General features: G+C 70.8%; 14 protein-coding genes and 2 pseudogenes. 7 read left to right on the top strand and 9 right to left on the bottom strand.

Going from position 1 to position 14,041, the window contains the following annotated elements; all coding sequences use genetic code 11:
• The 4 genes and pseudogenes from JWR81_RS17500 to JWR81_RS17485 form a co-directional block, all read right to left on the bottom strand.
• A pseudogene (locus tag JWR81_RS17500) lies at positions 1–688 on the bottom strand (transferase); the annotation flags it as partial.
• Between the two features lie 60 nt (positions 689–748).
• Positions 749–1,804, bottom strand: coding sequence for an NAD(P)-dependent oxidoreductase (locus JWR81_RS17495; protein ID WP_297653408.1), 1,056 nt, complete (start codon positions 1,802–1,804; stop codon positions 749–751).
• Between the two features lie 57 nt (positions 1,805–1,861).
• Complete coding sequence (locus tag JWR81_RS17490; protein ID WP_297653405.1) at positions 1,862–2,533, bottom strand: PIG-L deacetylase family protein; 672 nt, start codon at positions 2,531–2,533, stop codon at positions 1,862–1,864.
• Between the two features lie 3 nt (positions 2,534–2,536).
• Complete coding sequence (locus JWR81_RS17485; RefSeq protein ID WP_297653402.1) at positions 2,537–3,811, bottom strand: class I SAM-dependent methyltransferase; 1,275 nt, start codon at positions 3,809–3,811, stop codon at positions 2,537–2,539.
• 183 nt (positions 3,812–3,994) lie between these two features.
• On the opposite strand from JWR81_RS17485, the gene JWR81_RS17480 reads away from it, so the two are divergent.
• From JWR81_RS17480 to JWR81_RS17450, 7 genes and pseudogenes are all read left to right on the top strand, one after another.
• On the top strand, positions 3,995–4,555 hold the full coding sequence (locus JWR81_RS17480; protein WP_297653399.1) for a dTDP-4-dehydrorhamnose 3,5-epimerase family protein: 561 nt from the start codon (positions 3,995–3,997) through the stop codon (positions 4,553–4,555).
• A 112-nt stretch (positions 4,556–4,667) separates the two neighbouring features.
• Positions 4,668–4,949, top strand: a pseudogene (locus tag JWR81_RS17475) (sugar transferase); the annotation flags it as partial.
• Between the two features lie 559 nt (positions 4,950–5,508).
• Positions 5,509–6,648, top strand: a complete 1,140-nt coding sequence (locus JWR81_RS17470; RefSeq protein ID WP_297653396.1) for a glycosyltransferase — start codon at positions 5,509–5,511, stop codon at positions 6,646–6,648.
• A gap of 10 nt (positions 6,649–6,658) precedes the next feature.
• Positions 6,659–6,856, top strand: coding sequence for a hypothetical protein (locus JWR81_RS17465; protein WP_297653393.1), 198 nt, complete (start codon positions 6,659–6,661; stop codon positions 6,854–6,856).
• Positions 6,853–8,388, top strand: coding sequence for a hypothetical protein (locus JWR81_RS17460; RefSeq protein WP_297653390.1), 1,536 nt, complete (start codon positions 6,853–6,855; stop codon positions 8,386–8,388). The genes JWR81_RS17465 and JWR81_RS17460 overlap by 4 nt, the downstream gene beginning before the upstream one ends.
• 11 nt (positions 8,389–8,399) lie before the next feature.
• Positions 8,400–9,467 (top strand): hypothetical protein, encoded by a 1,068-nt coding sequence (locus tag JWR81_RS17455; RefSeq protein ID WP_297653386.1) that lies wholly within the window; start codon positions 8,400–8,402, stop codon positions 9,465–9,467.
• A 14-nt stretch (positions 9,468–9,481) separates the two neighbouring features.
• Positions 9,482–10,360, top strand: coding sequence for a polysaccharide deacetylase family protein (locus JWR81_RS17450; protein WP_297653383.1), 879 nt, complete (start codon positions 9,482–9,484; stop codon positions 10,358–10,360).
• 9 nt (positions 10,361–10,369) lie between these two features.
• Here the strand turns inward: JWR81_RS17450 and JWR81_RS17445 are convergent, their stop codons facing one another.
• The 5 genes from JWR81_RS17445 to JWR81_RS17425 all read right to left on the bottom strand — a co-directional run.
• Positions 10,370–10,930, bottom strand: coding sequence for a hypothetical protein (locus JWR81_RS17445; RefSeq protein WP_297653380.1), 561 nt, complete (start codon positions 10,928–10,930; stop codon positions 10,370–10,372).
• Between the two features lie 465 nt (positions 10,931–11,395).
• A complete protein-coding gene (locus tag JWR81_RS17440; RefSeq protein WP_297653378.1) occupies positions 11,396–12,355 on the bottom strand; it encodes a glycoside hydrolase family 6 protein in 960 nt (319 codons plus the stop codon).
• A gap of 298 nt (positions 12,356–12,653) precedes the next feature.
• A complete protein-coding gene (locus JWR81_RS17435) occupies positions 12,654–13,001 on the bottom strand; it encodes a glycoside hydrolase family 6 protein (protein ID WP_297653375.1) in 348 nt (115 codons plus the stop codon).
• Entirely contained in the window at positions 12,968–13,489 is a 522-nt protein-coding gene (locus JWR81_RS17430; protein ID WP_297653372.1) for a glycoside hydrolase family 6 protein, read from the bottom strand. Before JWR81_RS17430 ends, JWR81_RS17435 begins: the two co-directional genes overlap by 34 nt.
• 172 nt (positions 13,490–13,661) lie before the next feature.
• Positions 13,662–14,041, bottom strand: a 380-nt coding sequence (locus JWR81_RS17425; RefSeq protein WP_297653369.1) for an HNH endonuclease, incomplete at its 5' end; no start/stop codon positions are given.

Below are 14,041 nucleotides of genomic sequence, written 5' to 3'. Positions count from 1 at the left end.
CGACGGACGGGGCCGGACGGCCACCTCGACGGGCCGCGAGGAGCACGGTGCCGCCGTAGAGCGGGAAGGACCAGGCGTCGGTGACGATCAGGCCGCGGGTCGCGAGCATCCCCTGCAGCGCGGGCGTCGAGTAGTAGGCGTAGTGCCCCAGCCGGATCGCGTTCCACTGGGCCTCACGCAGGATCGCGCCGAGGGTGTGGAACTGGAACAGCAGCACACCGTCGGGAAGCAGCATGTCGAGCAGCGCGTCGAGCGCGGCGCCCTGGTCGATGGCGTGCATCATCCCGAACGAGCCGTCGACGACCACGTCCGCCCGCGTGCGGTCACCTGCCGGCCGCAGCCCGAGCTCCTCCAACTCGCTCTGCCACGAGCCGCCGTGCGGCGTCGCACCCTCGGCCACGGTCGCCCCGGCGGGCAGCAGGCCCGCCGCGTGCGCGGCGAGCACCGCATCGTGGCGCTGCTCGGCCAGTGCGGTCGGTTCACGCCCTTCGGGCTGGTCCGGAAGCTCGGCGTCGTCGGGCAGCTGAGCGAGCCCGCAGGAGCCGCACAACCACAGACGGAGAGGGAACAAGGGGTCCGTGGCCGTGTCCGACATCGGCGGGAAGTACTCGCAGGCAGGCTGCTCCCCGAGATCGAGTACGACCTCCCCGTCCTGCTGCCCGCAGAATCGGCAGCTGAACGTTTCCATCAGGCTCTCCGTGTTCCGCCGAACAACCGGCATCCGGGCGCGAGTGGCACGGTTCCGCCGTCAACCGGTGAGGATGTCGGAGGTCACTCGGCTGCTGACGACGCGCATGGTCCCGTCCAGTTCGCCCGCCCGTTGACGAGCGCTCAGGACGGCGAGCCGGGTGAAGCGGTTGTCGAAGGCGTCCTGCGTCAGCCCCCGTGCGCGGTACTCGTCCGCGAGCTGCTGGGCACCGGCAGGGATGGTCCAGGTCGCTTCGAAGCCGAGTTCGTTGCGCGCACGCGAGAAGTCGACGCGGTACGAGCGGGGATCGTTGCCCGCTTCACCGGTGACCAACAGCTCGGAACCGGGCACCGCCTCGACGACAGCCTCTGCGATCTCGGCGACGGTCCTGTTGTTCGTCTCCGTACCGACGTTGAAGGCTCGCGCCCGCACGACGTCATCGGGGGCGGCGAGCGCAGCGACGACCGCGCCCGCGATGTCGTCGGCATGGGCGAGAGGCCGCCACGGTGTGCCGTCGGAGAGGACCTTGACGATGCCGGAGAGGACGGCGTGCCCGACGAGGTTGTTGAGCACGATGTCGGCCCGCAGCCGAGGGGAGAACCCGAACGCCGTGGCGTTGCGCAACGACACGGGCACGAAGTCGCTGTCGGCCAGATCCACCAGGTCGTCCTCGACGCGCACCTTGGAGATGGCGTAGGGCGTGACCGGCTTGAGCGGAGCGTCCTCGTCGACGAGGTGATCACCGGACTGGGCGCCGTACACCGAGCACGTCGAGGCGTAGGCGAAACGCCGGACACCGGCGTCCCGGGCGAGCCGGGCGAGCCGGGTGGACGCGTGGTGGTTGATGTCGAAGGTGATCTCCGGGGCGAGGGAACCGAGGGGGTCGTTCGACAACGCCGCCATGTGGACGACGGCATCGAACCCCCGCAGCTGCTCGACGGTGACGTCGCGCAGGTCGGTGGACAGGCCCGGGACGTCGGGCACGTCGAGTCGGCCCAGTACCGCGGAGGCGAAGAGCCCGCTGTCGAGCCCTGTGACCTCGTGACCGGCTGCCGCCAGGATCGGAGCCATGACGGTGCCCAGGTAGCCCTGATGGCCGGTCAGGAGAACGCGCACGAGATGGGTCCTTCCGCGGTGGTTACGCCTACGTGCTCGGGCGAAGGACGGTCGCTGTTACCCCATCGGGTCCAGCCCCAGGAGCGGCGCGACACCGAGGACCAGCTTGGAGACGTTGAACGCCTCTGCGTACCGGGCGTGGCACTGGACGCCCCGGACCCGGGCGAGCCCGCTGAACGCCTCCTCGTCGAACCAGGTGCGGTCGCGCTGGGACCCGTAGTGCTCGTGCAGTTTGACGATCTTCTCCCGCAGCACCGGCTCGGAGAGCGGCAGGTAGGCGGTCGGCTGGGCCAGGTCGCCCTCCCACTTGAGGATCTCGTAGCCCAGCGTCAGATGGTCGCGGAACGCGGTGGGGACGAGACGGGCCAGCGTGCGGTGGTCCTGATGGGCGTCGTGGGGCGACGGGGCGAAGATCAGATCGGGCTCGCCGAGATCCCGCATCTCCTCCAGCGCGTGCTTGGCGCGCTCCCAGCGCGTCGGAACCCGGCCGTCGGGAAGGTCGAGTACGGCGATCTCGAGTTTCGCTCCGGGGCAGAAGGCGGCGAGCGCAGCGCGTTCCTCCTCCTCCCGCAGCGACCCCCCACCGGTGAGGATCAGCACCGACACGATCACACCGGGATGGGCCCGGCACAGCTCGAGAAGAGCACCACCCGCCCCGATCGCGATGTCGTCGCAGTGGGCGCCCAGAAGCAGCATCCGGTCGAGACGCTCAGGCAGCAGGTTGAGCAAAGCTCAGACGATCTCGAGGGCCGGGATGGGGAAGACCAGCCGGCCACCCCACTCACGGACGTAGGCGAGCTGTTCGATCAGCTCGCTGCGCAGATTCCACGGCAGCACGAGCACGTAGTCGGGTTCGTCGAGTGCTATCTGCTCGGGCGCCAGCACCGGGATGCGTGTTCCCGGGGTGAACCGGCCGTGCTTGTAGGGGTTGCGGTCCACCGTGTACCGCAGCAGGTCCGGGCGGATCCCGCAGTAGTTCAGCAACGTGTTGCCCTTGCCGGGCGCCCCGTAGCCGACCACCGTCCTTCCCGCGCGTCGCGCGTTGATCAGGAAGGTCATCAGGTCGTCGCGGACCTTGGACACCGCCCGTGCGAACCCGTCGTGTCCCTCCGCCGAGTGCAGGCCCGCGGCCTCCTCCGCGGCGAGCACGTCACGTACCGCCCGGGACGGCTCGCCGGCGATCTCCGACGGCCGCGCCCACATGCGGATCGACCCGCCGTGGGTGTCGAGGACCTCCACGTCCACCAGGGTCAGGCCGCCTGACGCCAACGCCCGCTGCCCGGTCAGGAGCGTGTAGTACTGGAAGTGCTCGTGGTAGACCGTGTCGAACTGGGTGCGCTCGACCAGGGTCAGCAGGTGCTGCACCTCGATCGACACCCACCCGTTGTCGGCCACGAGTGTGCGCAGGCCCTGGGTGAAGCCCACGACGTCCGGGATGTGCGCGTAGACGTTGTTGAGGCACACGAGGTCGGCCCCGCCGTGCGAAGCCCGCACCGCGGTGGCGCTCTCCGGGGTGAGGAACGCCGTGAGCGTCGGCACGCCCTTCTCACGGGCGGCCTCCCCCACGTTGACGGACGGCTCGATCCCGAGACAGCGGATCCAGCGCTGCACGACGTGCTGGAGCAGGTAGCCGTCGTTGCTGGCCACCTCGACGACGAAGGAATCCTGGCCCAGCCCCAAGCGCTCCACAGCACTGTCGACGAACCGCTTCGCGTGATCGACCCATGACGTGGAGTAGGACGAGAAGTAGGCGTACTCGGTGAACGTCTCCTCCGGTGTGATCATCGGAGGGAGCTGCGCGAGCAGACACCGGTCACAGACCCGCACGTGCAGCGGATACGTGACCTCCGGACGTTCCGCGGCTTCTGCCGTCAGAAAGAGCTCGCACGGCGGGGTCGCGCCCAGGTCGAGAAAGCTGCGCATCTCGGGCGAGCCGCAGAGCCGGCATGCGGTGGACGGGACCACGGTGTGAACGTTGTCCGCCAGGACCTCGTTGTCTGTCAGCACGGGCGGCGGCCTCCGGGATGCTCGGCGTCGGTTGGCAGGGCTGACACGATGACCGGTTCCAGCAGGTCAGGGTGGCCCGTTACCGGGGAGTTCTCGTTCGTCCGACGACGTTCGTTACCCGTGGCCGACGAGCGTCGCGACGCACGGAATAACGTTTCTCCGCGGTCGGCCGACTCCCCGTCCATGGAGGCACGCGAGATGTCGCTGGCTGGGGTACTTCTGTTCGTGCCGACGCCGCACCACGACGACCGGGGCTTCTTCACGCGAACGTTCGACAGCGCCGTCGCGCGGGCACACGGGCTCCGCCCCGAAGAGTTCGTGCAGGACAGCCAGTCGCGGTCGCGCCGGGGCACGATCCGGGGCCTGCACGGCCGGGGCGGGCGGGGCGAGTCGAAACTGGTGCGGTGCGCGCGGGGGGCGGTGCTGGACGTGCTGGTGGACGCCCGGCCCTCGTCGCCGACGTTCGGGCAGCAGATGAGCGTGACACTGGACGACACCACATTCGTGCATCTCTACGTGCCGCCGGGCATCCTGCACGGCTTCCAGGCACTCAGCGAGCAGGCCGACATCTGCTACCGCATCGACCGCGAACACTCGCCCGGCGAGGACCTCTCGGTGCGCTACGACGACCCGGAGCTGGACATCCGCTGGCCGCTGCCGGTGTCGGTGATCAGCGCGAAGGACAGGGCGGCAGGGTCGTGGGCGGCCCTGGTGGAGCTGCTCGGCGCGGTGCGAGCCGGCTGACCCGCGGACAGGGCAGCGCACCCCGGTCAGGCCGGTCTCCTCGATCACTCGGCCGCCCCACGCCTGCGCTGCTCGACGCGTGTCCCCTCGCAGCGCCCCACCGCGGCCATCGCTCCCCCAGCTGTTCAACGTCGTCGCCGGCTCGATGTCGCTCGTCGGCCCCCGGCCCGCGCTGCCCCGCGAAGTGGCCGTTTATGACACCGCCACGGCCCGGCGTCTCGCCGTCAAGCCCGGCATGACCGGCCTCTGGCAGGTCAGTGGCCGCAGCGACCTCACCTGGGACGAGTACGTCCGTCTCGACCTGCACTACATCGAGGCCTGGCCCCCCGCGCTCGACGTCACGATCCTCGCCCGCACCGCCCGCGCCGTCCTCAGCGGCGGCGGCGCGTACTGACCTCGACCGTGCCGGATCTGCGCCGGCTGTACCGATCGCATCGTGTAACAACGTTGTATCGGGATGCGAATCTGAAGTTCGAAAGCTCCCCCGCCTCGTCGGCCTGTTTCCCGACGAGCGCACACGCGACGAGTCGTCTCGCGATTCGCGTGTGCCGTGTCTAGGAGGTCGCTCGATCGTGAAGCACGCGCCAGCGCGGGTCCCTGACCAACGGGGCCGGCACGCCGCGGTGGACGACGCGACCACCGCCTTCGCCCCGTTACGCCTTCCGGCGCAGCGAACGTCGTCCACCGAGGCGACGCAGCGGCTCGGTCGGCATGCGGTCGACGGCCACACCACGGTGTTGCCGGCGACGCGTCGCACCGTGCCCTCGCCTCGCCCCCGACCGGTACCGCCGGCAGCGCCGCCCGTGCAGGACGAGCCGACGACCGTACTGCCCGTGAGGGACGAGCCGACGACTGCGCTGCCGGCGGTGCTCCGCCGCACCGTCATCAGGCAGGCGCCGGCTTCCCCGCCGCGGCACCGGGTGGCATACCCGCACCGTGCTGAGGCTCTGCCGATGATGGTGCGGCCCGCCGCCCCGGCCGAGGCACCGACGGTGGTCACCGCAGGCGGCATCGGCGTCGCAGCGGTGTCACTGCGCACCTCCCGGGTCGTCGCGCTGGTCCCCGCCCACGACGAGCAGGACGGCATCGTGCAGACCGTGCGGTCGCTGCAGGGCCAGACCCGACGACCGGACCGGATCATCGTGGTCGCCGACAACTGCACGGATGCCACGGCGGCGTTGGCCCGGTCGGCGGGCGCCGAGGTCGTGGAGACCGTCGGCAACAAGCACAAGAAGGCCGGTGCGCTGAACTTCGCGCTCCGGTCGGTACTGCCCGGCCTGCAGCGCGGCGACGTCGTGTTGTCCATGGACGCCGACAGCCAGCTGATGCCTGACTTCATCGACACGGGACTGCGCTACCTGGCGTTCTCGCCCCGGCGGGGTGCGGTCAGCGGCTCCTACCGGGCCCGGGACGACGCCAGCGTCATCGGTCTGCTGCAGCGGGTCGAGTACGCGCAGGGCCTGCACACCGTCCACAGCCACGGCGGCCGGATCCACGTGCTGTCCGGGGCGGCGTGCATGTTCACGGTGGAGGCGCTGCTGGCGGTCGCCGAGCTGCGGGGGTCACCGGCCCTGCCCGGGCCGCGCGGGTGGATCTACCACCAGGAGTCGCTCACCGAGGACTACGAGCTGACGGTCGCCCTCAAACGCATCGGCTACGAGCCGCTCAACGCCCGCGACTGCACCGTCGTCACCGACGTGATGACCACCTGGGGGGCGTGGATCACGCAGCGGCTGCGCTGGCAGCGCGGCACGCTGGACACCCTGTCTATGTACGGCTGGGTTCAGCACACGCGCAAGGCGTGGGCCATCCAGGTCTGGACCTACCTCCGCTCGGTCATCCCCCTGGTGATGGTGCTGTTCTGGGCCTACGCACTTACGTTCGAGTCCGTCGCCTTCCAGCTGACGTGGCTGGCGCTCCTCCCGGTCTTCGTGCTCGACCAGGTGGTATCGACCTGGAAGGCGGGCGGGCGGGCCCGGCTGTTCGCGGCGTTGCTGCTGCCGCTGTGGATCTACGACTCGGTCCAGCTCTGGGTGTACTGGCGGGCCCTCGTGCGGCACCTGCGGAGCACCGAATCCATCTGGATCGTGTGAGGGGACACCCATGACCGGTGCTGACGACAGTGGGTCCTTCCCCGGGCAGCTGCTGCAGATGGTGCACGACGGGTTCATGGCGACCTCGTGGGTCTTCACCGCGTTGACGCTGGCCATCGTCGGTCTGTCGCTGTACCGGCTGATCCCGAAGCGACCTGCCAACCCGATCGTGTCCCGCGAACGTCCTGATCACGGCAGGCGGCGATGAGCCAGGGCACCGGCGTCGTCGGTACGCGGTCGGCGCGACCCACCGGTTACGTGCGACCGACGTGGCAGGAGGCCGTCGGGGAGTACCTCCCCCCGCGGTGGCGGGGCGTCCGGTCCAGGGTCTGGATCGGCCGGCTGCCGATGGTCGCGGTCGTCGTCGTCACCGTCGCGATGTCGGCCCGACTGAGCAACACGGCCTTCATCGACGAGGCCCACACCATCGCCGTCGGTCGGGATCTCCTGCTGCAGTGGTTCGCAGGCGGGCCCGCGGTCAACAGCGGACCCGCTCCGTCCGGTGTCCCCGGGCTCTACCCGGTCGGCGCCGCCGCCCTGGACGCGGTCGGTGGGCTGCGCCTCGCGCGGCTGTTCAGCCTGGTGTGCGTCGTCGTCGCCGTGGTCGCGCTCGGGTCGGCCGCGGCCCGGGCCACCGCCTCGAACCGCATCGGCCTGCTGACCGCGTACGCGTTCGCCCTCACCGCCCCGGTGGTGTTCGTCGGATCGCTCGCCACCCCCGACGCCGCCTGCCTCGCACTGCTGGCCGTCGCGGTGCGAACGGGGGTCGCCAACCGGTCCTCGGTATCCGCGGCGATCACCGGCGCGCTCGTCGCACTGGCCGCGGCGGTCGGCTACGTCGCCGTGCTGTTCGCGCCCGCCGTGCTGCTGACGACGCTACTGGTGCCGCCGGGCGAAGTACCGGTCCGACGTCGGCCGGCGATCGCTCTCGCCGTGGCCGCGGGCCTGCTCGGCGGGCTCTACCTCGCGGCCGGCAGCCAGATCCGCGTCGGGATCGCGACCGCCGCCGCATCGCTGGTCACGCCGGTCGCGGGACAGAGCAGCGGGACCCTGGGGGCGGAAGCGGCACTGGACATGGGGTTGCTCCTCGTGCTGGCCGTCGCGGGTGCGGTCCAGGCCGTGCGGACCGGCACGGTCGGTCGGGCGGCCGCCGCGTGCGGGCTCCTCATCGGCGGCGTGGCGGTACCGGTGGTCCAGCTGACGACCGGCGGCGCCACCTCCTTCAACCAGCACAACGCCTATGCGGCGCTGCTCCTGGCTCCCCTGGCGGGGTACGCGCTCACCGTCCTGTCCCGGCAGCTGTTCCGGGCGGCACCGGTCGTCGTGATCCTGGTGCTCGCGCTGCTTCCCGAGTTCTCCCGGTCGGATGCGCTGTTCCACCAGTGGTCCGATGTCACCGTCGTGATGTCCGACATCCAGGCACACCCACAACCGGGCGTCTACCTGTCGGTCGCCTCCGACGTGTTCGCCTACCACTCGCGCGACACCGTCACGGGCGTGCGGTGGGAGGCGACGAGCACGCTGTACGCGCAGGGCACCGCAGCGGTCCGTGCGGCCGTCGCCGAGCGCCGCCACCAGGTCATCGTGTTGCGGTCGGTCAGCACCGCGAGCCCGGGCCAGGACGTCCTGCTCGCCGCACTCGCCCTCAGCGCCGACTACGAGAAGGACCCGCTGGTGCAGCCCACCGGACCGGCACGCGACCAGTGGCTCGTCTACCGGCTCGTCAACACGCTCCCCTAGAACCGGACGGCATGAACAACCACAGCACGCCCCCGATCTCACGGCGCCACCTCCTCGGCATCGTCGGACTCGGGATGGTGGCGACCTCGTGCGGCGCACCCCAGACGGTCGGCCCGTCGCTGCTGGACCTGCCGTCGACGCCCACCGTCTCGCCCACGTCGGCCCGTCGCACCGCGGCCACGACGACCACGTCGCCCACCACCGCCGCCGTCACCCCCGCGGTCGACGAGCAGGCCCAGCACATCGGCGTGAGCCGGATTCAGGCAGCACGCGGGCGGGGGCTGCCCCGGAAGGTGGTCGGCGGCTATTGGCCGCTGTCGCAACCGGACGCGATCCGGCTGCGGGACCTGCCGGCAGGGTTCAACCTGGTCTACCTGTTCGCCGGTGTCCCGCGAGGGGCCCCGGGAGAGGTGGTGCTCGATCCGGCTGGGAACGGGCGTGGAGCACAACAGAACCTCGTCGCCGACATCGCCGCCGCCCGCTCGACCCAGGGGCGCAGCATCGTGTTGTCCGTGGGCGGCGCCGGCGGTGGCATCGTGTTCGACTCCCGCGCCACCTCAAGCCGGTTCGTCACCAGCGTGCGCGGCATCGTCGACGGCCTCGGCGGGATCGACGGCGTCGATCTCAACACCTTCGAGGCCGACGCGACGCCGAACCTCACGGAGTATTCCTGGATCAGCAGCCAGCTGAAGTCGGCTTACGGCCAGAGCTTCGCCATCACCGCCCCGCCCGCCCCGTGGAAGCTCACCGACCGCGCGTTCTGCAAGGCGATGGTGACCGCCGGCCTCCTGGATCTCTGCGGTCCCCAGTACTACGACGGCGCCGGGCTGGCCACCCCCGACTACATCACCGGTGACATCGGCCAGTGGGTGGACCTGGTGGGCGCCGACAAGCTGTGCATCGGGTTCGGCGTCAACAACCCCGGCGACTACATGACCACCGACCAGTGCGTCAGCACCTGGAACACCGTCCGGTCGGCGCATCCCGACATTCGTGGCGCGTTCGTCTGGAACGTCGCCACCGACGAGTCGAACCGCTGGGGATTCGTCAACCGCGTCGGCTCCCTCGTTGCCGGCTGACCAGAGAGGTCCTCATGCCCGCAAACCCGCAGAACCGGGGCTCGGACCGCCGGCCGTGGGCGTGGCTCGCGTTCGTCGCGGCCGTGGCGACCGTCGTACTCGCGGCCGTGCTGAACTGGCCGGGCGGCAGCGCCGGCCCCGGCACCCCCGGACCCGCCCGTCCGGCTGCCGTGACAAGTGACGCCGCAGCTCGGCCGCAGGACAACGACTGCTCCGGCGGCCGGGTCTTTCTGACCTTCGACGACGGCCCTGGGCCCGGCACCTCGCTCCTGCTCAATCACCTCGCAGCGCTCAACCTGCGCGCCACGTTCTTCGTCATCGGCGACCACATCGCGGGCAACGAGGACCTCATCAGACGCGAGGTGGCTGAGGGGCACAGCGTCCAGAACCACTCCTATCACCACTTCAACCTCGTGACCGGGGTGGACCTCACCGGTACGCGACGTTCTCCCTGGGGGCCCTCGGAGATCGACACCGAGCTGCTCAGGACCACTCGGACGATCATGGCGGCCGGGGCACCACGACCTGTCGAGTACCGGCCTCCGTACGGCTCGGTGAACGCGGTGGTCGACCAGGCCGCCCAGCGACAGGGACTGCGCCTGGTGATGCCGTGGTCGGACGACGAGTCCGGCAACATCATCGACAGCAAGGACACCGAGACCGGTGTGACACCCACCGACGTGGTGCAGAACGTCAGCCCCGGAATCCGCCCCGACGCGATCGTCGCGATGCACGACGGGGAGATCGCCTCGGCCGACCTGATCGTTCAGGCCCTGCCCGCGATCGTCGACCTCATGAACGCCAAGCACCTCTGTTCGTCGGTCGACATCCGCCCCGACGCAACCGGGGGCGTGCTCGCCGGCCCGGGTTCACAACGCTCGAGCAACTCCTGACCAGGCCGCTCATCCTCCGGTCGTGAGGGTGTACGCCGCGGCGACATCGGCCGCCGACGCCACGTCGAGGTGGGCCGCCGTCCAGCGGCTCTCGGTGTGCCGATGCGCGTCGTGCCGGGCGCGCACCCGGCGGGCCGCGCCGAGGGGGGCGCAGGTGCTGGGACGGACTGCCCCGCCCGGAGGTGTCGGCGCCCCACAGCCCGTTCGCCTCGCCGGCCACCGCGTCGAGGATCTCGGGCTCCACCGCACGCACCACCCGCGCCCCGCGGAGATCTCGACCTCGAGACCCGGGACGATCATGTGGGCGAACGTCGCGTCCTGATCGACGGGTGATGTCCCGGTGCCGATCTGCGCGGCCAGATCGAAGCAGGCGAACCCGTAGACCGGTGCATCCTCGACGCCGACGTGCTCGATCGCCGCAGAGATCGCCGCCCACGGGGTGCCGGTCCAGCTCCGCTCGAGGCACGACCCGCCGGCGGCGCGGGTGGACCGCGCCTGCCGGCCGTCGTGGACGACCTCACCCAGGGCGCGCCCGGCGAGATGGTATCCACCGCCCCGTTCGTACATCACGTGGCGACCGAACAGACCCGACGAGATCAACCTGCGCACCGCACGCGCGGGATCTATTCCGAGATCGCGCGTGGCGACATGCTAAGTGCCGATCAAGAAACCTCCGGGGAGCGGATAATCACATCAATATCCACACTCGAGCGGCCCGCCGCTGCGCAAACTCCGATGATGGGAGGCGAGTGTTCCAGCACCGACACGTACCCTTCGATTCGGGTGCGGACATTGTTACGGGGGCGACCGGAACTGTTGCGGCGTGACCGAAGACCTCGATACCCGCCCTCGATGTCGCAATTCAGGCAGTTGGGGCAGTACCTTCCGTGGCGCGCTGAGCTGCGAAGACAACTCCCGAAAATGATGATCGCGTGGTGATCGACATCCATAGTGCGACCGATGTTCCTGATCGCCCGACTCCGGCCACCCGAATGCGCTACGTCAGTGACTGAACGCGGTGATCGGCAACACGAGCTAACCGCCGGCCAGCGCCAACGCGTATTCGGGCCACCATTGTCCCGCCGCCGGCTCACCGGGACGACACGAACCGTCCGACTCCCCCACCCGCTTCACCCACAGATACGCGTCCACCAGCGGTTCCCCCGTCGCCTGGGTCGCCGCCTGGCCCAGCTTCCGGCCCGGGGGGTTGCAGAAGGCCGGGCCGCCGTTCACCGTGTCCCCGTCCGGCCTGCCGTTGCCGTTTCGGCTGGTGTCCACCACGAAGTGCGCACCCCCGAGCGCCGCGGACACGGCCTTCCCGTACGCCACCACGTCGGGCGTCGGCCAGAAGTTCGCCACGTTCAGCGAGAAGCCCGCCGCCCTGTCCACCCCGCTGCGGCGCAGGGCGTCGGCGATCTGGCCGGGGTCGGTGACGAAGCCGGGGTTACCCGCGTCCAGGTAGACCTTCGCGCCCGCGCCGTCGAGCACACCGATCGCGTCGGCCAGCAGAGCCGAACGCTCACCGGCATCCACCGGATGCGCACAGCCCGTGATCTCGTGCGGCACCGCGTCCGGCTCCAGCACGACGAGGGCGGGGCCGCCGCCCAGTGCGCCCGCCACCTCGCGGATCCAGGCGCGGTAGTCGTCGGACGAGGTCGCGCCGCCACCGGAGAAGCTGCCGCAGTCGCGGAACGGCACGTGGTAGGCCACGAAGAACGGCGTCTTGCCGGCGACGCGGGCCCGCTTCACCTCGTCGGCCACGACGGGGGCCTGCTGGCCGGTGGGCGAGGTGAGCCACTGCGCGATGGGCTGGGCGGCGATCACGCGCATCGCGTCGGCGTCGGCGGTGCGCCCGGCCGCCTTCCACGCGACGGCCTGCGTCGCAGCCGGAGAGGTGGGGTCGACGAACAGGTCGGTCTGCGACAGGACCGTCGTGGGCGCCGCGCAGCCGGCGAGCAGCACCAGCGCGAGGAGGGCGACCAGGAGGCGGGACACGCCGTCGAGTCTCTCAGCAGGCCCCGCCCACCGGCCCTAGCGGCAAGGCCACAAAACCCTGCGACTCAGAGCGTCCAGCACATAAGGGGTTACGGCTCCGGCGTGACTCAGCATGATCACGGTCCGCGCAATCCCACGCAGGCCCCAACCTGTGCGCTGTTGCACCGGCGCCGATCACTCGGCCTGTGGAGCTCGGTGGTCACTGCCGACGCAACGTCAGCGATGCCCCGACCCGCGTGACGTTGCACCCGTCGCTCCGCGTGATCGTCACGCAGCTCGGACTGCTGGATCGCCTCGGCTACGGCCGAAGTGTGCCGCGCCGCCTACTTCGGCACCAGCGCCAGGGCGTAGTCCGCCCACCACTGCCCGGCCTCGGGCTCACCGGGCGGCAGACGCCGTCGGACTCGCCCACCCGCTTGATCCACAGGTACGCGTCCACGGATGCCTCGCCCGTCTTTGTCGTGGGCACCACGCCGAGGGCGCGGCCGGGGGGATTACAGAACGACGGGGCGCCGTTGACGGTGTCGCCGTCGGGGCGGCCGTAGCCGTTGCGGCTGGTGTCCACCACGAACGGCTTGCCGCCGACGGCGGCCGAGACCGCGCGGCCGTAGGTCAGGACGTCCGGCGTCGGGTAGTAGTTGGCCACGTTGAGGGCGAAGCCGTCGCCCTCCCGACGCCGCTGCGCTTCAGGGCGTCGGCGATGGCTCCCGTGTCGGTGACGAAACCCGGGTTGCCGGCGTCCACGTACACGGCGACGGGGCCAGCCGCCTTGAGCACCTCGACGGCGACGGTGAGGAGCTCGGGCCGCCCCTCGACGCGGCCCCAGCCCGAGACCTCGTGCGGCACCGCATCCGACTCCAGGACGACTGTGGCGGCCACGCCCTGCAACGCGCCGGCGACCTCCCGGATCCACGCCCGGTACTCCGCCGCGTCCGGGTGGTGCGCGGGCGCCAGCAGCCACAGCGTCGCGGCGGCGGTCGCGGATCCAGCGTTCCGCGCCGAGCAAGCGGGCCGGCGAGCACTCCGAAGCGGCCGACACCCTCCTCCGGCCGACTGTCCACAGTGGAGGGAACATCCTCGCGGATCGACACGGTGCGTGGAATCTCCTCGGTCTGACCAGGTGAAGGGAGGCACCGTCGTCCGGCGGCCGCTGCCCGGACTGCCGTAGTCGGTGGACCGGGCAGCGGCGGCCTCCGTGCCACCATCGAGCCCATCGTCATGGTGTTACGCGCGAGATGAACACCACCGGGCGCGTCGGGTCGCCCACACCGCCAGCTGCCCCCTGATCAGGTGAGACCCAGGGGCTCTACGCCGCTACGCCCAGCCACGGTTCCCACGCCGGGAGCGGCTCCACCGCCAGCACCAGGACGCCGCCGGCGGCCCGGTTCGGGGCACGCGGAGGGGTGGTGAGGCTCCAGCCGATCTCGTCGAGCATCTTGTCGGCCTTGCGGGAGTTGCACTGGCGGCACGCCGCCACGCAGTTCTCCCAGCTGTGCTCACCGCCGCGGCTGCGCGGGACCACATGGTCGATGGTGTCGGCGCGACGGCCGCAGTAGGCGCAGCGGCGCAGGTCGCGGCGCAGCACACCCGCCCTCGTCATCGGGACGGCGCGGCGGTAGGGCACGCGGACGTAGCGCGAGAGGCGCATCACCGAGGGAGCGGGGATGGAGAGGTTCTCCGAGTGGA

This window comes from Pseudonocardia sp., assembly GCF_025965585.1.
GTDB lineage: Bacteria > Actinomycetota > Actinomycetes > Mycobacteriales > Pseudonocardiaceae > Pseudonocardia.
The sequence above is the reverse complement of the archived record's forward strand: the minus strand, read 5'-3'. Positions and strand labels throughout refer to the sequence as shown.

Excerpts from the sequence above, each read along its gene's own strand:
- JWR81_RS17470 (WP_297653396.1), top strand. The coding sequence starts at position 5,509 with ATGATGGTGCGGCCCGCCGCCCCGGCCGAGGCACCGACGGTGGTCACC.
- JWR81_RS17460 (WP_297653390.1), top strand. The coding sequence starts at position 6,853 with ATGAGCCAGGGCACCGGCGTCGTCGGTACGCGGTCGGCGCGACCCACC.
- JWR81_RS17450 (WP_297653383.1), top strand. The coding sequence starts at position 9,482 with ATGCCCGCAAACCCGCAGAACCGGGGCTCGGACCGCCGGCCGTGGGCG.
- JWR81_RS17465 (WP_297653393.1), top strand. The coding sequence starts at position 6,659 with ATGACCGGTGCTGACGACAGTGGGTCCTTCCCCGGGCAGCTGCTGCAG.
- JWR81_RS17480 (WP_297653399.1), top strand. The coding sequence starts at position 3,995 with ATGGAGGCACGCGAGATGTCGCTGGCTGGGGTACTTCTGTTCGTGCCG.
- JWR81_RS17455 (WP_297653386.1), top strand. The coding sequence starts at position 8,400 with ATGAACAACCACAGCACGCCCCCGATCTCACGGCGCCACCTCCTCGGC.